This is a genomic window from Actinophytocola sp. KF-1 (genome assembly GCF_054661535.1).
Genome location: NZ_BAAFVK010000015.1, coordinates 186755 through 207497, shown reverse-complemented (window position 1 = coordinate 207497; position 20743 = coordinate 186755). Strand labels below are relative to the sequence as shown.

Genomic DNA, 20743 nt, shown 5'->3' with positions numbered 1-20743 from the left:
CCGATCGGGCTAGTCACGGTCGCGTAACTGTACCCCCTCGGTGCACAGAAACCGACTGTGCTAAATGGCCGCACGACGCGATGAACCGGCCGGTCAGTCCGATCTTGACACCGCGAGGGTCGTCCGCTGGCCGAGGAATCTACCGAGGTCAGCCACCTCGGCAGATAGTTCACGCGTCAACCGTTCCGAGATCGTTGTGAAAGGCGTCACGTCGATACCGATAGTTCCCCGCGTGGACCGGCTGCTCCAGACACCGTGAATCCGCCCACTCACTGAGACGGCGGGCATCACGAACCCACCACCCGTCTGGATGGCTTTGACGTGTTCCGGCGGAATCGGTCGCTCTCGGTAGCCGAGCAGGTAGGCGTCGAAGTGCCCCAGCAACCGCGTCCCGCTCGCTTCTCCGTGCGCCGAGTCCCGAAGCCGGAACCCGCCGTCGACGGGCTCGAGCAGATCGCGTACGTCGTCGAACGCCTTCCGCGCGACGGTCACCGGCAACCCGGACCAGGCGGCGAGGTCCTCGGGTGCCGCGGGTCCGTGGCCGCGCAGGTAGCGCTCGGCGAGCCGCCCGTCGCCGTGCTCGCGGACCCACTCGTCGACGAGGACGTAGGTGGCGTCGTTCCCCCGCTCCGGGCCCCGGCACACCACCCCTTCAAACGCCGCGAACGCGAGGAAGTAGGGCGCCGCCTGCCCGGCGAGGTCGAGATCGACCCGCTCGACGATCTCCGCCCGGGTCATCGGCTCGTGCAGGAAGGTCGTGAGCTGCTCGACGCCCCGAGCGCAGTCCTCGTCGGACAGCCCGAGCTGCCGCCGCCGGGGCCGCTGCCGATCCCGGAAGTACGGCCCGAAGATCGAGGTCAACCACCGCAGGTCGGCGGCCGCGACGAGGTGCAAGGTCCCGCGCATGGCCCAGGTCCGCACCACGTCGGCCCGCGCGACAGCGTCGTCCACGTCGGCGGCGGTCAGCCCCGCACTGCGCGCGCGGACGGCGAGCCGCGTGGCCCGCACGTCCTGCCCCTGCAACGCGACGACCGTCCGCACCGCGTCCACGACGGTCCGGGCCCGGTCGTCCCCGAGCCCGTTGGCGTACGCGCGAGCAGCCCAGATGTCCACGCGCCGACGTTAGTCACTCGACGAGGGCGGGCTCCGCGGGCAGCGGTGGTTCCTCGACCTGGGTGCCCTTCGCGACGTAGCGGGCCACGGTCCGCCGCAGCAGGTCGGCGTGCCCGTAGATGTCCTGCACGTCGTCGATCGGGATCCGCGTCTCGACCTTGTTCTCGTCGAACACGCCGAGGTACTTCTTCGCGCGGTTGAACCAGAGCCGCGCGACGGGCTTGCGGTTGTTGTCGTCGAGCAGGATGCCGCAGTAGGTTTTCGTGTCCCGCGCCACGATGCGGGACACCGGCACCTCGCTGCAGACGATCGCCCGGACGATCCGGTACCCCTCGACTTCCTCCTCGGTGGTCACGACGTCCCCGCTCGCGTCGACGGGCCGCTCCTCGACGACCGCCGGTTCCGCCTCGGGCGCGCCGGAGGAGACGCTGACGTACGAATCGGGCCCACCGAGCGCGTTCTTGAGCCGGTCGTTCACCTGTTCGGTGAGGAACTGCCCCGCGGCCTTGACGACCAACGGCACGAACTGCTCCCGCACCCGCTGCGTGAACGACCCCTCGTAGACCCGGGTGGTCAGGAACCGCACCCACTCGTCCTCGGGCTGCTTGAACTGCGCGGCGAGCACCCGCTTGAGCTGCCCGATGTACTTCAGCTCCCCGGCGGCGCTGATCACCGAGTCGAGGTCGAACGACTCCTTGGTCAGCTTCGCGAGTTCAGGCAGCAGCGTCTCGTCGAGCGCGGCGAAATCAAGCACCAGGAACGGTTTCGAGTCCATCCGGTTGGGCGCGTCGAGGTCCGTGTAGAACTGGTAGACCTCCCCGTTGGTCAGAATCGCGATACGCGCGTTGGTGACGGCGAAATACCGGAAGAGCTGGGAGGCGTGCTCGATCTTCAAGGGGTCGTTGACCTTCTTGACCTCGATGAGCAGCTGGATCTTCCCACCGTGCGACACGGCGTAGTCGATCTTCTCGCCCTTCTTGGTCCCCACGTCGGCGGTGAACTCGGGAATCACCTCAGCCGGATTGAAGACGTCGTAGCCGAGCACAGTACTGATGAACGGCATCACGAAGGCGTTCTTCGTCGCCTCCTCGGTCTCGATGCCCGCCTTGTGCTTCCGGATCTTCAACGCCAGCGCCTGCGTCCGCTCGGCAATCTCCATGCCAACCTCCCAAGTGGATGGCTTGTGAGTCGCCCACGTCAGCCCGCGCGTTACGACGGCAATTTCCACCGAACACAAGTGCCTGAACGACCAGCCGATCCAGTTCTGATCCAGTTCCCATCCAGGTCTGCTGGACATGATTGCCGCGAATTCGCCACCGGTTCCCGCCATGAAACGGAGACACCCCTGCCGATGAAGGTCTTCGTCAACTACCGCACCAAGGACGAGGCAGCCACTGCCCAGCTGGTGAGACGGCACTTGTCCGAGCGGATCGGTGACGAGAACGTTTTCCTGGACACCAAATCAATCGAGCCGGGCGCGTTGTTCGACGACGTGTTGCTGAAGAACGTCTGGCGCAGCGACGTGATGGTGTCGATCATCGGCGTCCGTTGGCTCGACTTCCCGGGCAAGAACGGCCGTGCGATCGACGACCCAGCGGACTGGATCCACCGCGAGCTCCACGAGGCGCTCAACCACCAGGTGCGGATCGTGCCGCTCCTCATCGGGGAAGCGCGGTTTCCCAAGGAACACGAGCTACCGGAGCGACTTGCCGGCCTCGCACGCAGACAGTTCGTGATCCTCGACCTTCGGACGCCGGAAGCGGGCTTCGCACGCCTGGACAAGGCGCTCGGGCTGCATGTCGAGGAGGCAGCCGAACGAGGGCGCGGCAGCGGACGGTCCGGGGGCATCGGTTCGGTGCGGGGCAACAACAACATCAGCATCACCGACCCCCGTGGTCCGTTCCACATCGGCGACCGGTTCACCCGTCCCCGGAGGGACAAGTGACCGGCGAAGTCCCACAGCCCGACGACGAGCAGGACGGACCGTTCGACGAACCGACCGGCGAGGAACCCGACGAGCCCCTCGCGGACCTGCTCGACGAAACCGACCGGGACGACGAGGTCCCGGACGTCGACGACAACGCTGACAGGACCGGTGGCATCGGCACGGTCCGGGGCAACCGCAACATCAGCATCACCGACCCTCGCGGTTCGGTCGTCGTGATGGAGCAGGTGGCGTTCCACCTCCGGTCCGCCGTGAGCGACAGTTCCGGCGCCCCGGAGTGGTCACCGCGGCTGGTGCCAGAGGACATCCTGAACAACCTCGCGGAACGTTTCGAGATGCCACCTGGTTACGGCGATCTGGTGAGACGCCTGCGCTACCCCGGCACGGTGGTCGTGTCCGGCGCCCCAGGGTGTGGCAGGCGCTCCGCCGCGCTCATGGTTCTCAAGGAGTCCGGTGAGGGCGCGACGCGGTTCCGCGAACTGCCGGACGACGACGTGGGTGACCGGCTCATCCTCGACGCGAGCGTCATCGAGCCCGGTGAACGCCTCCTGCTGGACCTGACCACCGAGTGGAAGGGCAATCCGCAAGATCTGCGCGCATACCGGGCCGCGGTCGCCGAACACGAGGCCTACCTGGCGATCGTGCTGCCACCGGAACGTCATCAGATGGCCGCCGAGCTCGGCATCGAAGCTGTGTTCATCGAGCGTCCCGATGGTGCGGCGGTTTTCCGCAAGCACCTCTCGGCGCTCGGCATCGAGGTCGCGCCACACGAGCTGAACGACGAGGCGCTGCGCGGTCATCTCGCCCGTGATCCGATGCGGGACATCGCCGCGCTCGCCGAACGGGTACGCCGCGCCCGAAACCACCTGGACGGCCGAGGTGGGTGGTCGGCCTGGCTCGCCGCGGCGCTCAAGACCGACACATACGTCAAGGACGTCGCGCAGTACGTGCGCGCGCACCCCGACGGCCGGGAACGCGCACTCCTGCTGGCCGCGGCGCTGTTCGAGCACGCGGCTCCGGAAGTCGTGGCGTCCGCTGCGACGACGTTCCTCGAGATCGTGAAGTACCCACCACACGACTCGCACCGGCTGGATCTCCCTGACCTCGCCGAAGCGCTCGACAACGTGCACGCGACGATCGACGGCAGGCAGGTCCGCTTCGCGTCGGTCGCGTACGCCGATGCGGTGCGCACCCACTTCTGGCGCACCTTCCCGGATCTCCGGGGAAAGTTGCGACATTGGCTCGACAGATCGGTCCGATCCGCGGCGGTTCCCATCGCCGATCGTTCCCTTGCCGTGTTGCGTTACACCGACCAGTGCCTCCGCGTCGGACATCCGGAAGACCTGCAGCGGCTCGTCGAGCAGTGGGCAGCCCGCTCACCGTCCACACCGGACAAACTGCTCGACATTGCGGGTGCGGCGCTCACCCGGGGACTGCTCGACGAGCGGTACGGCCGGTGGTTCCGGCGGCGTGTGTACAACTGGGTCCTCGACCATCGCCTGCTACCGAGCCTCGCCACGCTGCTGATCGGCTTGTGCGAGGAGGTGATCGCGCCGGCCCAACCCGGCCAGGCACTGGTGCGCCTGCGCCACCTGACCCGGCACACGACCCCTGGCGTCGTAGCCGACGCCCGGTCCGCGCTCGCCAGGCTCTGCCGCGACGGTCGCTTTGCCCGCCGCATGCTCACCCGCGTCCACGACGACCTGGTCGGCGATCATCGACGAGACGTGGACTTCGCCCTGTTCACCGACGTCGCCGACCCGGTACGGCTCACCGGCGCCCAACCTGGCTATCCCCGCGTCGGTGAACGCGTCGTGTCGGAGATGCTCGTCGACGGGTGGGCGGCATGGCTCGCCATGCGGCCGTACCAGGACGTCGCCGCGGCCGTGACGCCCTGGCTTGCCGCCCACGCCGACGAGCCCGGACGAGACGCGTTGCTCGACATCCTGGCGGCGGCCACTCGCGGGTTGTCCCCACGCTGCGCAGTCCTCTATGTGATCTCACGCGACTGGGTCGCGACGGCGACACCAGATCAGCGCCGTGCTCGCCTGCACACGGCCGCTCTGCTGCGGCACGCGTGCGCCGAGGTCCGGTCGAGCACCCCGTCGACTCATGAAGCCCGGCCCGCACAAGGAGTCCGTCCCTGATGTTCAGCGACAAGCTGTACTTGTTCCTCGCCACGTCTGTGTCCCTGGTCGTCGTGGTCTTCCTGACCATCGCGGGCGTGCAGTGGTGGTTGGGAGCGGTGGTCTTCGTACCGCTCATCGTCGGTGGCCTGTTCCTGAAGCAGGGCATCGAGAACAAGCGCCTGTACGAACGCCAGCCGCAGGTCACCTACCAACCACCGCCGCCGCCTCAGCCCACACCGCCCGCCAGCACGTCGGTGCAGGGACTGGTGCTGCCGAGCGCTCAACGCGACTACCGCTTCGTGCTCGACGTCACCGTGCTGTGGCGTGCCACGCAGAGCCTGACGCATCCGCGGCCGGACCAACTGGCGGTGGACGCCATCCGCGAGCGGGCGACGAGCCTCGCCGAACGTGAGTCACCGGCCGATGGCGACCTGCTGGCGCCCCGGCTGGCAAGCGAGCTGTCCTATCCCCGGCCGGACAGGACTGGGCAGCTGGAAGTCTGGGCGCAGGCCGTCAACGTGAACATCCCGGAGGAAGACCGCGCCCGGCTCCGCAAGCTCGCGGAGATCCGCAAGGACGAAGAGGTGTGGGAGTACGAACGGGCCTACGAACGGAACAAGCGGGCCTACCTCCGCGACGACGTCCTGTCCACCACGGGCAGCGCGGTCGTGTGGTGGCTGTCTCGCGACGTCACCCGGGTCCCGGAGACGGTGGACCTGATCGGCACGCTCGGCAAACTGGTGGCCGCCGCCCAGGACCGCGAGGTGGAGCCGATCTTCCGCACGTTTGTCGGCGCACTGACGGATCCGCAGCGGCAGACCGATGACGCGCCGTACCAGGATCCCATCGCCCAGGAGGACTTCCTGGACCAGCTGATGGCGGCGATCCTCCCCAACGGCTCCGAACCCGAACGAACCGACATGGCCGACCGGCTTGCCGTCATCGCCACCGAAGCCGGTGCGACAGCCCTTGCCCGCGATCTGCGCGAGCGCTTCAACGCCCCCGACTTCAGCGCCGAACAGGAGTCGACGCTGTTCGACACCCCGGAGAGCGAACCGGACGTCGAAACGCCGAGCCCGGTGCATCCCAACGGCCAACCAGAGACAGGACCTGCGGACACCCCACCGCAGACGCCGTACAACGCGTAGGACCGCCCCGTTCGCGATCTTTCACCTGATGAGACAAATGTGGCCTTGAGCGCATCTCGCACCCAAGGCCGCACCCATGGATCGACTTCTAGCTCGACAGTCGATCCTGTCTTCACTTGTTTCGCCTGGTCAAGCCAGGTTGGTGGCGGGTGCAGGGTTCGAACCTGCGTAGCTTGCGCGACAGATTTACAGTCTGCTCCCTTTGACCGCTCGGGCAACCCGCCGGGAGTGTCCGGTCGTGACCGGACGGGCGAAACCATACCCAATGCCCTCGCGGCGCTCACAACCGGTATCCCCTCCACCGGTAGGCTCGCGTCCGGCACATGGCAGTACGGCGGCTCGAGAGGTGAGACTGGTGGCGGATCCGTCCTTCGACGTGGTGAGCAAGGTTGACCGGCAGGAGGTCGACAACGCGCTCAACCAGGCGAGCAAGGAGCTGTCCACGCGCTTCGACTTCCGCGGCACCGGTGCCTCGGTGAAGTGGGCGGGCGAAGAGGCGATCACGATCGAGGCCGAGACCGAGGAGCGCTGCAAGGCGGCCATCGACGTCTTCAAGGACAAGCTGGTCAAGCGGCAGATCTCGCTCAAGGCGTTCGACGTGGGCGAGCCCACGGTGTCCGGGAAGACCTACAAGGTCACGGGCAAGATCGTGCAGGGCATCGACTCCGACCACGCGAAGAAGATCGCCAAGAAGATCCGGGACGAGGGTCCCAAGGGCGTGCAGGCCCAGATCCAGGGCGACCAGCTGCGGGTCTCCGGCAAGAAGAAGGACCACCTGCAGGAGGTCATCGCGCTGCTCAAGGGTGAGGACTTCGGCATCGCGCTGCAGTTCACGAACTACCGCTGAGCCGGGTCACCGCGACGGCCGCCCCCGCACAAGTGGCGAGGTTCACACCGGCTGAGGAGCGCAGGTCATCCGCTGCGCTCCCGGAAATACTGCACGACTCCCCTGGTGTCGCGGCCGCCGTGGGACGCTCTCGCGGCGAGGTCGATCCCTTCCGGGACGATGGCGGCGATCAACGACGGCAGTATTCGGCCACCCGTGCTCACGAAGGTGGTGCCACCCACTGCCAGATCAGTCAGGAGCTTCGCTGCGAATCCCATCGATGGCGTGCGCCCGATGTCTCCCGTGCCCTCGCGCAAGCCGTTCACCACTCTGCGCAGCGCGCGGACACTTCGTGCTGTCCGCCAGCGGTTGATGTCGGCCTGTAGCTCCGACACGAGGTTCTTGTAGCTCTCCCGGTCCAGACGACCGATCTGTGAACTCAGCGAAACTGTGGAAACCACCTGGCGATCGCGGAACGGTTCGGAGTCCAGCGACGAATCCAGCAGGGAGTCACTGGCCGTGGAACTCGTCACGTTGAAGTAGAACGAAGACTGTTCGAGATCGCAGCCGTTCTGCCGGGCTATGGCCCGTTGTCTCGCGCTGTCGTACCAGTCACGAACCACCCGCCGATCGTGCAGCTCCACATCACTGAACTGCCCGGTTCCGTCGACAAGCCGGTAAGTATCGGCACGGTGCTTCGACCCGGAATCCACCACGGCGAGGACCTCGTTCGCCAGAGCGGCACTTCGCTCGTCGATGAAAGCCAACGTGTCGACTGGTTGGCGGCGAAGTTCCTCCGCCAGTGGATAGTATTGTAACTTCTGTCGAAGGTATGAGATGTCGCCGCTTTCCGTCGCCGACACCCACGCGGCCCATCCGTTGGAAAACCTCTGCAGATCCGCGCTCGGCACGCCCAGGGATTCGAGCAGGTAGAGAACACCATCGATCGGGTCGTCGCCGGCTTGCCGAATCATGTTCGCGAACTCATCGACAGGGACCGCGGTCATGCCCGCGCTCAACGACAACGCGACCGTGCGATCCTCGATCGAGTTGAACAGACCACCGTTGAGAGTCTCCCGGTCGGGTCGAACGAACCAGGTCGCCAACGAGTTGAGGAGCGATGCTCCTCTGCCGACGATTTCCAGTGGGCAATACCCGTGTTCCGACTCCCGGAGTTCCTCGGCGAGCTCGAGAGGGTCCACATCGAGGAAGAACCTGCCGTCCAACAGATGGGTATCTGGGACGACCAAACGCCCGAGCAGCAGCGCGTCCAACCGCAACGAGCCGATGAAGTCCGAGCGCTCATCCCGTCCCAGAGACACCAGGCCTTGCGCGTAGTTCGTGTAGGAGTCGGACATCACCCGCCTGCGCCACTCGATTGCCACTGCCCACGCCCCTTCGATGTTCGGATCGAACCGGCTGCCGCGTCACAGATCAGTCGAACCACTTCAACAGGAGGAACCGCAGTCGTTCGTTCGCACGCAACGACCGGGCAACAGCACCGAGAAAGCGAGCAGCGGCGCCCTCGGGATCTGGAATCGCAAACTCTTGCCAGAGCCATTCGGGATCGGTGCGGCGAGTCTCGTAAACCCAGGGCTCCACGAGAGTCGGCCGAATCCTTCCGACACACAACCAGTCATCGGATCGAAGCTCCCGCAACCCGGTCCATACCTCACCCGGCACGACCGGCGCTGTATCCGGCCGCACCGGAGCGACCGAGTCGTCAGACCGCCCGGGAATGCGCTGGCGAACCAGAACACCGGTGTGTTCCCCGACGAGATCGTCAAAGGGAAAGACCAACGCCGGCGCGTACTCACCGGCTGACCTTCCGTTCCCACCCGTACGTCGCCATACACGCCGCGGCGGCCAGTACGTCCTCTCAAGCGATGTTCGAGCGGGTACCACGAGAGCACTCCAGCACCCATGGTTGAAGAAGTCATCGACGACGACCGGACCGTCCAGCAATGAGCCCGCGAGAAGACATATGTCAAGGAGGCTTTCGAACCTGTCCAGAACCAACGACTCCCAGCTACGCCGTGACGGCTCGCCATCATCGTCGTCCGCGATGACTCCCGTCAGTTCGTAGAGCACGTCGACGAGAACCGATCGCGTACGCCGATCACTCTGCAGCTCTTCTCGCAGGCCCTCGTCGTCACTCCAGCCGTGAATCGACTGCTGCACGAATTGCAGCAAAGGCTCTCTGAGACTCCGGTCGTGCCGCCCGACATGTCGCGCGACGCAATCCATTGCCCTCGGGTACTCGTCCTCCCGAAGTGCGATGAAGAGCAGACGCGTGAGAGTCAGGACAGATGCCACGTCATTCGCTCCCCAGAGCCGTGATGTTTCTTGCGCATCCACCCGACCACACAAGAATAACCACCGCGCCGGGGTAACGCAGTCGATGTTATCGACATGACACTTCGAGGGGACGGCACGCTGTTTCCCGCAAGAGATTCACAGGCCTGCCCGCGCGATGCGGATCCGGCTCGAACGAGACGAGCCGAACCGTTCGCTAGTGTGTTACCACGTCACGACCGCCAACGGATCATCTCCTACCAGGCACACCTACTGCTCAGGGGGCACATTGAAGGGCATCATCCTCGCTGGCGGGGCAGGCACCAGGTTGCACCCGATCACACACGCAGTGTCGAAGCAGCTACTGCCTGTGTACGACAAGCCGATGATCTATTACCCGCTCTCGGTCCTCATGCTCGCCGGGATCAAGGAAATACTGGTCATCACCACGCCAAAAGACCTCCCCATGTTTTCGCACCTGCTCGAAAATGGACAAAAATGGGGCATCTCGATCGAGTACGCCACCCAGGCCGAGCCGAATGGTCTCGCGGAGGCATTCATCATCGGCGCGGACTTCATCAAGGATGACTCCGTGGCGCTCGTACTCGGCGACAACATCTTCTACGGCGTGGGCTTCTCGGAGATCCTCCAGGAGGCGGTTGCGAACATCGATGGCTGCGTGCTGTTCGGATACCCGGTGCGAGACCCACAGCGGTACGGCGTCGGCGAGGTGGCCGAGGACGGACGACTGTTGTCGATCGAGGAGAAACCCGCCAAGCCGAAGTCGAACCTGGCCATCACGGGTCTCTACTTCTACGACAACGACGTCGTGAAGATCGCCAAGGGTCTCACTCCCTCCGCGCGTGGGGAGCTCGAGATCACCGACGTCAACCGCGCCTACTTGGAACGCGGCCTTGTACGGATGGTCAACCTGGGTCGGGGGTTCGCCTGGCTGGACACCGGTACGAACGACGCGATGCTCGAGGCAGGCCAGTTCGTCCAGATTCTGGAGCACCGCCAAGGAGTGCGGTTCGCGTGCCTGGAGGAGATCGCGCTGCGGAGGGGCTACATCAGCGCCGACCAGTGCTGGGCCATCGGCGCCGAGATGCACAAGTCGGGCTACGGCCAGTACGTGATGGCGGTCGCGAAGTCCGCTGGCGCGAGCGGCTGACCAGCGACGGCTCGATGCACCGCGCATCAGGCCGTCGTTCGTTCAGCGGCCCAGATCTCGGCGGGCCATCTCTTCCAGGCGGCGGATGCGGTCCGGGATCGGGGGGTGGGTCGAGAACAGGCGGGCCATGTTCTCGCCGGGCCGGAACGGGTTCGCGATCATCAGGTGGGCCTGCGACACGACCTTCGGTTCCGGGGCCAGCGGGTAGCGCGCCGTGCCGTACTCGAGTTTGTGCAGGGCCGACGCGAGGGCCAGCGGGTCGCCGGTCAGTTCCGCGCCTGACTCGTCTGCCTGGTACTCGCGGGAGCGGCTCACCGCCATCTGGACGATGCCCGCCGCGACCGGGCCGAGGATGGCCAGCACCAGCATGGCGAGGGGGTTCGGGCGGTCGTCGTCGGAGCCGCCGAACAGGCCCGCGAACATCGCCAGGTTGGCCAGCACGCTGACGACCGAGGCCAGGGCACCCGCCACGCACGAGATCAGAATGTCCCTGTTGTAGACGTGGGACAGCTCGTGGCCCAGCACGGCACGCAGCTCACGCTCGTTCAGCAGTTCCAGGATGCCCGTCGTGCAGCAGACGGCCGCGTTGCGCGGGTTGCGGCCCGTCGCGAACGCGTTCGGCGCGGCCGTCGGGCTCACGTAGAGCCTCGGCATCGGCTGGCGCGCGGACGTCGCCAGCTCGCGGACCATGCGGTACATGGCAGGCTGTTCCGCCTGCGACACCGGCCTGGCACGCATCGCACGCAGCGCCAGCTTGTCGGAGTTGAAGTACGCGTAACCGTTCATCAGCAGGGCGACCGCGAGACCGATGAACAACGCACCGCGCCCGAAGAGCCCGCTGATCAGGATGATCAGCGCGCTCATACCGCCGAGCAGCAACGCGGTCTTCAGCCCGTTGTAGTGCTTGTGCACTTTCCCGCCTCCGTGACCGTTCCTACTGACGCGTAACGAGCCACGGCGGCGGCGAGTTCCCCGGGCGGGACAAACCCGCTGGTCAGTTGCCTGTCTCGCCCCTGCGCCAGTACGTCGTCGGCCGCACCCGCGACCGCTCGTAGCCCCGGTCGGTCAGCAGGTGGGCCCGCAGCGCCACCATCGACGACCGCTCCCCCGCCAGCCACGCGTCGACCCGGCCGGCAGGCAGCTCGGCGGCCGCGACGGCACGGGCCAGCAAGTCATCCGTACCGTCGCGGTGCAGCCAGGTCAGGTGCAGGTCGGCCGCGGTCGGCAGTTCCTGCTCCTCGGCCGCGTCGTGGACCTCCACGAACACGTGCGCGGGCACGCCGGGGCGCAGCTCACGCAGGATCGCCGCGATCGCGGGCAGCGCGGACTCGTCGCCGGCCAGCAGATGCCAGTCAGCCGTATCGTCCGGCAAGTACGCCGGGGACGGGCCGACGAAGATCAGCCGGTCGCCGGGCACGGCCTGCTTCGCCCAGTCCGACGCCGGGCCCGCGTCCTCGTGCAGCACGAAGTCGAAGTCGATCTCGCAGGCCTCCGCGTCGTAGCGGCGGACGGTGTACGTCCTGGTCAGCGGGCGGACCTGGGACCACATGCCGCGCGCGGACTCCAGCGTCAACGGCTCGGGCAGCGCCACGTCGTCCGGGTAGAAGTACAGCATCACGTTCTGGTCGGTGCCCGCGGCCGCGAAGTCGGCCAGGTCGGGCCCGCCGACGGTCACGCGCGCCATCCGCGGGGTGACCCGCTCGACCCGCAGCACGGGGACCCGCCACAACTTCGTCTGCTGCCGGCGCGAACGCCTACTCACGGTGGTGTTCATCCCCGCCATCTTCGCATCGGCCCGCATCGCGGGTTACCGTTCGTTCGAACGAACGAGAGGGGACGCGGGATGCTGACGGCTCAGGCGAGTGCTCTGGCACGGGGCGAAACCACTTCAGTACAGCTGACCCAGGAAGCCCTGGACCGCGCCGATGCCACCCAGCCCACGCTCAACGCGTTCCGCCGCCTGCGCCGGGACGCCGCGCTCGTCGAGGCCAAGGACGCCGACCGGCGCCTCGCCGCGGGTGAACGGCTGCCGCTGCTCGGCGTACCGGTCGCGGTCAAGGACGACATGGACGTCGCCGGTGAGCCGACGGCGTTCGGCTGCGCGGGCGACCACCCGGTCGCCGCCGAGGACGGGCCGCTGGTCCGGCAGCTGCGGGCCGCGGGCGCGGTGATCGTCGGGAAGACGAACACGCCGGAGTTCGGGCTGTGGCCGATCACCGAGGGCGAGGCGTTCGGCGTCACCCGCAACCCGTGGCACCTCGACCACACGCCCGGCGGCTCCTCGGGCGGGTCGGCGGCCGCGGTCGCGGCGGGGATCGTCGCCGCGGCCGTCGGGTCGGACGGCGCGGGCTCGATCCGCATCCCGGCGGCGTGGACGCACCTCGTCGGCATCAAGCCCGGGCGCGGCACCCTGCCGACGCCCGAGGCGTTCAACGGGATCACCGAGTGGGGCCCGCTCGCGCGGACGACCGCCGACGCCGCCCTGTCGCTCGACGTGCTGGCCGGGGAGACCAGGTTCCGCGCCGCGGCCGAACGTGAACCGGCACGGCTGCGGGTCGCGCTGTCGCTGCGCCCGGCGTTCATGGGCGGCGTGCGGGTGCGGCTCGACGGGCAGGTCCGTGCCGCGGTGGTCGGGGTCGCGCGGCACCTGCACGCACTCGGGCACGAGATCGTGGTCGACGACCCGGACTACGGGCTGCTCGGGCTGACGTTCCTGCCGAGGTCCCTGGCCGGCGTGGAGGAGTGGTGTGCCGCCGCGCCGGACCGGTCGCTGCTCGATTTCCGTACAAGTGACACGGGAAGGCTCGGCGCGCGCCTGTCCGGGCGGGCACTGCGGTGGTCACGCGCCTCCCTCGATCGCTACCGCCGCAAGGTGGGCAGGCTGTTCGAGCGGGTCGACGTGGTGCTGGCGCCCACGACGGCGACCCCGCCGCTGCCGGTGGGCGCGATCGACGGGCTTTCCGGCTGGCGCACGGACCAGAAGGTGATGGCGGCCTGCCCGTACGCGTGGCCGTGGAACGCGCTCGGCTGGCCAGGGCTGAACGTCCCCGCCGGGCTCACCGACGACGGCCTCCCGGTCGGGGCGCAGCTGCTGGCGCCCGCCGGTGGTGAGGAGCTGCTGATCTCGCTGGCCGCGCAGCTCGAGTCGGTGCTGCGCTGGGACGAGCGCAGGCCGTGAGCACCAGGGAGCGGATCCTGCACGCGGTGCTGCGGGTCATCGGCACCGACGGGGTAGCGGGTGTGACCAACCGGCGGGTGGCGCGGGAGGCGGAGACGTCGCTGGGCACGCTCACCTACCACTTCGAGTCGCAGCGGGAGTTGTTGCGCGAGGCCATGTTGCTGTTCGTGGCCGAGGAGGCCGCCCGGCTCGCGGCACTCGCGGACGCGCACGCCGGCACGTCGCTGGCGGAGGCGGCGGCGCTGGTCGAGCGGGTCGCCGTGGACACCAGGTTCGGGCACGAGCAGATCGCGCCGCTGGAGCTGTACATCCAGGCGGGGCGGGACCCGTCGCTGCGGGACGCGGCCGCCGCCTGCTTCGAGGCGTACGACCGTATTGCCACCACCGTGCTGACCCGGCTCGGCGTCCCGTCAGCGGGCCGGCTCGCCGGCCCGGTCGTCGCGCTGCTCACCGGCCTGCAGCTGCGCCGCCTCGCCACCGGCGAACCGGGTCCGACGGGCATCGCGGACGCGGTGACGATGCTGGTGCGCGAGCAGTAGCGCACCGGCCTCGACGTGCAGGAACGCCTGCACGTCGAGGAGGAGTGGCGACGCGACGGCCCCCGCGACGAGCATGCCCGCGGTGGTCCCGAGCGTCATGAGCGCGAACGCGGCGGCCAGCAGCCTGCCGGTGGCCGCCGGCGGGACCGCGGACTGCAGCACGGCGGAGAGCCCCGAGTTCGCGACCACCCCCGGTGCGCCGACGGCCACGAACATCCCCACGTAGACGCCGATGGCGGTGGTCAGCGCGGGCCCGTGCCAGATGCACGCCGACACCAGCCCGAACGCGACCGCGCCCCACGCGAACAGCCCGGTCGGCGCGACGCGCCTGGCGACCGTCGCGACCGCGAACCCGGCGGCGAGGCCACCGATGGCCTGCACGCCACGCAGCAGGCCGACGCCGCCGGAACCCGCACCCAGGGTTTCCAATACGAAGGGCACGAATCGCACGAGGAAGATCCCCTGTGCCACGCACATGAGCGTGAGCGCGATCCCGATCGGCAGCAGGCGCCGGTCGACCCGCAGCGGCGGTGGCTTGACGGCCTTCGCGGGTCGGCTGACCGGGAACCGCCCGCACATCGCGGCCGCGCCGACGGCCAGCACTCCGGCGTACACGGCGTACACCAGCGGAATCCCGCCGACCGCGAGGAGCGCACCGCCGAGCCACGCCCCGACGAGCCGCGCGATGTTGGCGGCCGCGGCGAGCAGTCCGTTGGCGGCGGTGCGCCGCTCGACGGGCACGAGGTCGGCGACGAGCGCGTTGCGAGCGGGTTCGAAGAACGCGGCGAGGCTGGTTTGCATGGCCATGACCACCCAGCACATGGCGTCGTCGGCGAGCAGCGGCGCGGCGACCAGTGCCTGGCCGAGGCAGACGACGAGGAGCAGCCGCGGCCGGTGCACGCGGTCGGCGACCACGCCCGTGACCGGGCTGAGCAGCACCATCGGCAGCAGCCCGAGGACCATCATGAGCGCGGTCGACGCGGTCGAGCCGGTGGCCTGGAAGACGAGCACAGGCAGGGCGATCTGGAGCATCCACTCCGCGGTCTCGGAGCAGAGAGAAGCGACCAGCAGCCGTTTCATCGCGTCAGCCACAGGAAGGCGCGGAACGCCGCGTGCACGGTGCGGGCCTCGGGCGGCGCGTCCTCCCGGATGGTCGTGACGTACGGCCGGAGCAGCGCGTCGACCTTCGCGGCCAGCTCGGTCAGCTCCTCCGGCGTCACCGTGAGCGCGTAGTTGTCGAGCGCACCCGCGTGCCGCCACTCCGGCGGGACCTCGTCGGCGTGGTCGAGGAAACGCTGCGTGAGCTGCTGGTCCTGCCGCAGCGCGCTGCCGAGGACCGCGAGCTGGGCGGTGCGCATGGTGTCGTCGTCGGCCAGCTCCCCCAGCTCGAGGCCGACGATCGTGGCGCGCCACGGCCGCTGCCGCCCGTCGGGCCCGTCGACCGGCTCGACCAGGCCGAACTTGGCGAGCTGGCGCAGGTGCCACGAACAGTTCGACGCCGTGGAGCCGACCGCGTCGGCGCACTCGCTCGCGGTGCGCGGGCCGTGGGCGAGCAGGTGGCGGAGCAGTTCGCCGCGCAACGGGTGCGCGAGGGCGGTCATCAGCTCGACGTCGGTGACGCGGTGGCGCTTCTGCATGTGAAAGGCTCCTTTCGAAAGGAGTCTTTCACATATTCGCCCGAAGGGCCATGGTGTTCGGCCGCGCGACGGCGCACGCTGTGCGGATGACCCCTGGTGAAGAGTTCGCGAAGGCCCTCGCGGCGAAGGACGAGGCCGGGGTGCGTGCGATCACGACCCCCGACCTGGACTTCCGCGCCATGACGCCACGCCGTTTCTGGGAAGCCCACGACCACGACGAGCTGATCGACATCCTGTTCGGCAACTGGCTGGAGCCGTCCGACGAGGTCGTGGCGCTGCTGGACACGTCGACGGGCGAGGTGTCGACGCGCGACCACGTGTCGTACCGCCTGCACCTGCGCAACGCCGACGGCGACTCGCTGATGGAACAACAGATGTATTACAACGTCACCGACGGCAAGATCAGCTGGGCGCGCGTGATGTGTTCGGGGTTCGTGCGCATCTAGCCTGTGCCCCGTGCGTTTCGGCTTACTGGGGCCCCTGGCTGTCTGGACCGATCACGGCGAGCCCGTGACCGTGCCCGGCCGCAAGGTGCGGGCGCTGCTCGCGAACCTGCTGGTCAACGCGGGCCGGCCGATGTCGGTGGACCGGCTGGTCGAGGACCTGTGGGGCACGGCCGCGCCCGCTGACCCGACCGCGGCCCTGCACGTCCGCGTCTCGCAGCTGCGGCGGGCGCTGGCGAACGCCGAGCCGGGCGGCCGCGAGCTGGTGGTGTCGCAGGCGCCCGGGTACGTGCTGCGGACCGACGCGGTGGACACGGTCCGGTTCGCCGCGCTCGTCGAGCGGGCGGGGACGACCGGCGACGCACGAGCCCGGGCCGGCGTGCTGGCCGAGGCACTGGCGTTGTGGCGTGGTCCGGTGCTCGCCGACTTCGCCGACGACGAGTTCACCGAGGCGGCGCGAGCCCGCTGGGAGGAGCTCCGGCTGGCCGCCGTGGAGGCGCACGCCGAGGCCCGCCTCGCACTGGGCGAACACCGCGAACTGGTCGGCGAGCTCGGCGAGCAGGTGGCAAGTCATCCGTACAGAGAACGGTTGCGGGCGGCCCACATGCGAGCCCTGCACCGCGCGGGCCGGACGGGCGAGGCCCTCGACAGCTTCCAGGACCTGCGCCGCGGTCTCGCCGACGAGCTCGGCCTGGACCCCGGCCCCGAGCTGACCGCGCTGCACCGGGCGATCCTCTCCGGCGACCCGGCGGAGGACGCCCCGTCACCGGCCCCGCGCCCGGTCAAGCCCACGACCAACCTGCCCGCGCCGGTGACCGAACTGATCGGCCGGGAGCACGCGATCGCGCGGGTCCGCGAGCTGCTGACCGCCGGCCGGCTGGTCACGCTCACCGGGCCGGGTGGCGTCGGCAAGACGAGCGTGGCCTGCGCGGTCGCGCTGGCGGCGGCCGGCACGTACCCGGACGGCGCCTGGCTGATCGACCTCACCACTTGGGACGGCACCGGCGACCTCGGCGAGGTCGTCCTCTCCGTGCTGTCGATCCCCGGCGCGCAGCGCCCTGCGGCGGCGCTGCGGGAGCACCGGATGCTGCTGGTGCTGGACAACTGCGAGCACGTGCTCGACCCGGTCGCGGACCTGGTCGGGGCGCTCCTGCCCGCCGCGCCCGGCGTGCGGGTGCTGGCCACCAGCCGCGAACCGCTGCGGCTGCGCGGCGAGGCGCGGTTCGACCTGCCGCCGCTGGACGTTCCCGATACGGACGACCCGGAACGGCTCGCGCACGCCGCGGCCGTCCGGTTGTTCCTGGCCAGGGCCGGGCTGACGGCCGAATCGGACGTCACCACCGGGGTCGCCGAGATCTGCAGGCGGCTCGACGGGCTCCCGCTGGCACTCGAACTGGCGGCGACCCGCGTGCCCGCGCTGGGAGTGACCGACCTGGCGACGCGGCTGCAGGTGCCGCACGACCGGTTCGGGCTGCTGGGCGCGGGACCGAGGGACGCGCCGGCCCGGCAGCGCACGCTCGCCGCGGTGATCGACTGGAGCTGGCAGCTGCTCACCGACGACGAGCGGACCGTGCTGCGACGGCTGGCCGTCCACGTCGGCGGCTGCACGCTGGCGGGCGCCGAAGCCGTGTGCGCGGTGGACGGGGTGCTCGACCTGCTGGCCGGGCTGGTGGACCGGTCACTCGTGGCGCGCGTCGACGGCTCCCGGTACCGCCTGCTCGAGTCCGTGCACGCGTATTGCGTCGAGCGGCTGCGTGCCGCGGGCGAGGAGGACGCGGTGCGGCGCAGGCACGCCGACCACTACCTGGCCCGCGCGGAACAGGCGGAGCTGCGCGGTCCCGGTCAGCGGGAGTGGCTGCGCAGGCTGGACGCCGAGGCCGCGAACATGCGCGCGGCGCTGGACACGTTCGGACGGGCAGGCGCCGCCGCGGAGGCGTTGCGCCTGACCACGGCGCTGGGCTGGTACTGGCTGCTGCGCGGCAGACCCGTGGAGGGGCGGCGGATGCTGGCGGCCGCGCTGGCGGTCCCGGGCGACGCGCCGGCCGAGGTGCGGGCGGCCGCCGAGTTCTGGCACGCGGGCCTGACGATCCGCCAGGGCCAGGCGGGCCCGGAACCGGCGACGGAGGCGTTACGGGCGTACGAGAAAGTGGCGAGCCCCGTCGAGCTGGCGGGCGCGCAGTGGTTCCTGGCCGCCACGATCATCGACTTCGGCGACACCGCCATGACAAGTGACTTGCTGTCCCGGGCGCTGGACGTGTTCCGCGACGCGGGTGACACCTGGGGCGAGGCGGCGGTGCTCAGCACCCGCGCCATGCTCGCGCACATGCGCGCCGACGCCGCCGCGCTCGAGGAGGACGCCCGCCGCAGCGCCCGGTTGTTCGGCGAGCTGGGCGACGACTGGGGTGTTCTGCAGGCCACGGACTGGCTCATCGGCCTCGCCGACATGACCGGCGACCACGCGGAGGCGGAACGGCTGAGCCGGGAGGGCCTGCGGATCGCCGAGGAGCTCGGCCTGTGGTCGGACGTGGCAGGTCGGCTGTCCTGGCTCGCATGGACGGCGGTGCAGACCGCGGACTACGCGGCCGCCCAGGAGTACGCGGCGCAGGCCAGGAAGCTGACGATCGAGCAGGGCCAGCGGACCGGCGAGGTGTTCGCGACGATCAGCCTCGCGTTCGCCGCCCGTCGCGCCGGTGCGCCGGACGTGGCGGAGGAGCACCTGCGCTGGCTGCTGGCGTCCGCGCGGGAGCAGCAGTCCGACGAGGGCACGCCGCCGTACCTGACGATGGTGCTGGTCGAGCTGGGCCTGCTGGCCGAGCAGCGGGGTGACGCGGCGGCGGCACTGCGGTGGCACCGGGAAGCCTTCGAGGTGTACCGGGACCAGGACGCGGCGCACGGCATGGCGCATGCGCTGACGGGCATTGCCGGTGCGCTCGTATTGGACGGGCGCGCCGCCGTCGCGTCCCGCCTGCTCGGCGCCGCCGCGACCGCCCGAGGGGACCTGCCGCTGTCCACCGCGGACCGCAGCGAGCTGGACCGCGTCACCTCGACGGTCCAGCTCGCCGACCCCCGGTTCGACCACCACTTCGCGAGCGGCACCGAACTCACCCCGCTGGAGGCGGTGGCTTACTTGGGTGCGTAGATGTGGACGACGATCCCCGACTCGAACCGGTTGACGTCCGCGAGCTTCAGGTGGGTCGTATCGAACCCCGCGCCCTCGAAGAGGTGCTTGCCCGCGCCGACGACCACCGGGAAGTACCAGAAGTGGAACTCGTCGACGAGGCCGTGCTCGACGAGCGTGCGGTCCAGCTCGCCCGTGCCGTACTTGAGGATGTTGCCGCCGGGCTGCTCCTTGAGCTTCGCGACCTCCTCGGCGACGTCCGCGCCGAGCAGCGTGGCGTTCCAGGTGGTCTCGGTCAGCGTCCGCGAGGCCACGTACTTGGGCATCGCGTTCATGGTGTCGGCGAACGGCCCCTCCTGCGCACCCCACGCCGCGGCGAAGCCCTCGTAGGTGAAGCGGCCGAGCAGCATGGCGTCGACGCCCTCCATGAGCTTGGCGGCGTAGCCGTTGTGGTCGGCGTCCCAATACGGCTGACCCCAGCGCTGCGGCTCGGCCCGCGAGGCCGTGGACGGCCGGGTGTCGTCGATGATCCCGTCGAGCGAGACGAACGTGGATTCGATGAGCTTGCGCATGTCCGGTGCTCCCTTGTCTCTGTGGTGGCACCAGCTTGCGGCGAGGCCCTTACGGTTTCCTTTCGATGGCGGCCGCGATGGCGTAAGCGCAGGTCAACGCCTCGTCGTGGGTGGTGTCGACCTCCAGGTCGTAGGTGACGCCGTCGTGGACGAGCTCCGCCTGCGCGGCGGCCATCCCCGCGACCCGGTCGCCACGCGCGGTCTCCCGCCCGGCCGCGACCTCGGGATCGCAGCGGACACCGACCCAGAGCACGTCGAGCCCGTCCAGCGCGTCCCGCCACCGCCGCTGCGACGCGGCCTGCCCGAGGAACACCTCGTCGACGATCACCCGCGCGCCGGCGCGCGCCATGGCCGCGATCCCCGCGATCCAGGTCGCTTCGAGCGCGCGGAACGCGTGGCCGACCTGGACACCCCCGTCGTCAGCGAACTCGATCCCGGTGTCGGAGGCCCGCATGGCCGCGGGCAACGCGTCGACGAAGGTGTCCACGCCGAGCGAGAGCCACGGGTCGGGCAGGACAGCCTGCAGGCACCGGGCGATACCCGACTTCCCGGCACTGGAACCACCGTTGAGCACGATCACCTGCGTCGTCACGACGGCCATTCTCGTTCAGTGACCCACGTGCTCACGC

The 20743-nt window shown here is 69.4% G+C and carries 18 protein-coding genes, 1 tRNA gene and 1 pseudogene; 9 read left to right on the top strand and 11 right to left on the bottom strand.

The window, feature by feature from the left end:
* Window positions 1-93 precede the first annotated feature (93 nt).
* Together ACYQ77_RS37525 and ACYQ77_RS37520 are read right to left on the bottom strand one after the other, a co-directional pair.
* Window positions 94-1113, bottom strand: a complete 1020-nt coding sequence (locus tag ACYQ77_RS37525; protein ID WP_459720525.1) for a winged helix DNA-binding domain-containing protein — start codon at window positions 1111-1113, stop codon at window positions 94-96.
* A gap of 13 nt (window positions 1114-1126) precedes the next feature.
* Window positions 1127-2272, bottom strand: a complete 1146-nt coding sequence (locus ACYQ77_RS37520; RefSeq protein WP_459720522.1) for a type I restriction endonuclease — start codon at window positions 2270-2272, stop codon at window positions 1127-1129.
* A gap of 192 nt (window positions 2273-2464) precedes the next feature.
* Between ACYQ77_RS37520 and ACYQ77_RS37515 the strand changes: the two genes are divergently transcribed.
* From ACYQ77_RS37515 to ACYQ77_RS37505, 3 genes are read left to right on the top strand one after another with little or no spacing between them, the layout of a single operon-like run.
* Window positions 2465-3058: a toll/interleukin-1 receptor domain-containing protein gene (locus ACYQ77_RS37515; protein WP_459720519.1), complete on the top strand. Its 594-nt coding sequence runs from the start codon at window positions 2465-2467 to the stop codon at window positions 3056-3058.
* Window positions 3055-5205 carry a hypothetical protein gene (locus ACYQ77_RS37510; RefSeq protein ID WP_459720517.1) on the top strand — a complete coding sequence of 717 codons (2151 nt, stop codon included), beginning with the start codon at window positions 3055-3057 and terminating at the stop codon, window positions 5203-5205. The genes ACYQ77_RS37515 and ACYQ77_RS37510 overlap by 4 nt, the downstream gene beginning before the upstream one ends.
* Window positions 5205-6335, top strand: coding sequence for a hypothetical protein (locus tag ACYQ77_RS37505; RefSeq protein ID WP_459720514.1), 1131 nt, complete (start codon window positions 5205-5207; stop codon window positions 6333-6335). Before ACYQ77_RS37510 ends, ACYQ77_RS37505 begins: the two co-directional genes overlap by 1 nt.
* 140 nt (window positions 6336-6475) lie before the next feature.
* Here ACYQ77_RS37505 and ACYQ77_RS37500 read toward each other — a convergent pair.
* A tRNA-Tyr gene (locus ACYQ77_RS37500) sits at window positions 6476-6559 on the bottom strand.
* A gap of 131 nt (window positions 6560-6690) precedes the next feature.
* Here ACYQ77_RS37500 and ACYQ77_RS37495 point away from each other — a divergent pair.
* The gene (locus tag ACYQ77_RS37495; RefSeq protein WP_459720512.1) at window positions 6691-7182 is read left to right on the top strand and encodes a YajQ family cyclic di-GMP-binding protein; all 492 of its coding nucleotides are present in this window, start codon (window positions 6691-6693) and stop codon (window positions 7180-7182) included.
* Window positions 7183-7247: 65 nt separating this feature from the next.
* Here ACYQ77_RS37495 and ACYQ77_RS37490 read toward each other — a convergent pair whose 3' ends face one another.
* Both ACYQ77_RS37490 and ACYQ77_RS37485 read right to left on the bottom strand, forming a co-directional pair.
* The gene (locus ACYQ77_RS37490; protein ID WP_459720509.1) at window positions 7248-8546 is read right to left on the bottom strand and encodes a hypothetical protein; all 1299 of its coding nucleotides are present in this window, start codon (window positions 8544-8546) and stop codon (window positions 7248-7250) included.
* Between the two features lie 49 nt (window positions 8547-8595).
* Window positions 8596-9477, bottom strand: coding sequence for a hypothetical protein (locus ACYQ77_RS37485; RefSeq protein ID WP_459720506.1), 882 nt, complete (start codon window positions 9475-9477; stop codon window positions 8596-8598).
* Window positions 9478-9745: 268 nt separating this feature from the next.
* On the opposite strand from ACYQ77_RS37485, the gene rfbA reads away from it, so the two are divergent.
* Complete coding sequence (gene rfbA, locus ACYQ77_RS37480) at window positions 9746-10627, top strand: glucose-1-phosphate thymidylyltransferase RfbA (RefSeq protein ID WP_459720504.1); 882 nt, start codon at window positions 9746-9748, stop codon at window positions 10625-10627.
* A 42-nt stretch (window positions 10628-10669) separates the two neighbouring features.
* Here the strand turns inward: rfbA and htpX are convergent, their stop codons facing one another.
* Together htpX and ACYQ77_RS37470 are read right to left on the bottom strand one after the other, a co-directional pair.
* Window positions 10670-11539: a zinc metalloprotease HtpX gene (htpX, locus tag ACYQ77_RS37475; protein ID WP_459720502.1), complete on the bottom strand. Its 870-nt coding sequence runs from the start codon at window positions 11537-11539 to the stop codon at window positions 10670-10672.
* 82 nt (window positions 11540-11621) lie between these two features.
* Window positions 11622-12401, bottom strand: coding sequence for a siderophore-interacting protein (locus tag ACYQ77_RS37470; protein ID WP_459720499.1), 780 nt, complete (start codon window positions 12399-12401; stop codon window positions 11622-11624).
* A gap of 69 nt (window positions 12402-12470) precedes the next feature.
* Here ACYQ77_RS37470 and ACYQ77_RS37465 point away from each other — a divergent pair, with 69 nt between their 5' ends.
* Entirely contained in the window at window positions 12471-13805 is a 1335-nt protein-coding gene (locus ACYQ77_RS37465) for an amidase (protein WP_459720496.1), read from the top strand.
* Window positions 13802-14344: a TetR/AcrR family transcriptional regulator gene (locus ACYQ77_RS37460; protein ID WP_459720494.1), complete on the top strand. Its 543-nt coding sequence runs from the start codon at window positions 13802-13804 to the stop codon at window positions 14342-14344. Before ACYQ77_RS37465 ends, ACYQ77_RS37460 begins: the two co-directional genes overlap by 4 nt.
* Before the next feature lie 27 nt (window positions 14345-14371).
* Here the strand turns inward: ACYQ77_RS37460 and ACYQ77_RS37455 are convergent.
* Both ACYQ77_RS37455 and ACYQ77_RS37450 read right to left on the bottom strand, forming a co-directional pair.
* Window positions 14372-15424 (bottom strand): annotated as a pseudogene (locus ACYQ77_RS37455) (MFS transporter); the annotation flags it as partial.
* Window positions 15421-15981, bottom strand: a complete 561-nt coding sequence (locus ACYQ77_RS37450) for an ArsR/SmtB family transcription factor (protein ID WP_459720492.1) — start codon at window positions 15979-15981, stop codon at window positions 15421-15423. The pseudogene ACYQ77_RS37455 and the gene ACYQ77_RS37450, both read right to left, overlap by 4 nt.
* Before the next feature lie 86 nt (window positions 15982-16067).
* Between ACYQ77_RS37450 and ACYQ77_RS37445 the strand changes: the two genes are divergently transcribed.
* A complete protein-coding gene (locus ACYQ77_RS37445) occupies window positions 16068-16427 on the top strand; it encodes a hypothetical protein (protein ID WP_459720489.1) in 360 nt (119 codons plus the stop codon).
* A 10-nt stretch (window positions 16428-16437) separates the two neighbouring features.
* Entirely contained in the window at window positions 16438-19563 is a 3126-nt protein-coding gene (locus ACYQ77_RS37440) for a BTAD domain-containing putative transcriptional regulator (protein ID WP_459720486.1), read from the top strand.
* On the opposite strand, the gene ACYQ77_RS37435 is transcribed toward ACYQ77_RS37440, so the two are convergent.
* A complete protein-coding gene (locus tag ACYQ77_RS37435; protein ID WP_459720483.1) occupies window positions 19548-20114 on the bottom strand; it encodes a dihydrofolate reductase family protein in 567 nt (188 codons plus the stop codon). The two genes, ACYQ77_RS37440 and ACYQ77_RS37435, sit on opposite strands and share 16 nt — an antisense overlap.
* A 49-nt stretch (window positions 20115-20163) precedes the next feature.
* Window positions 20164-20706: a chloramphenicol phosphotransferase CPT gene (cpt, locus tag ACYQ77_RS37430; protein ID WP_459720481.1), complete on the bottom strand. Its 543-nt coding sequence runs from the start codon at window positions 20704-20706 to the stop codon at window positions 20164-20166.
* Window positions 20707-20743 lie beyond the last annotated feature (37 nt).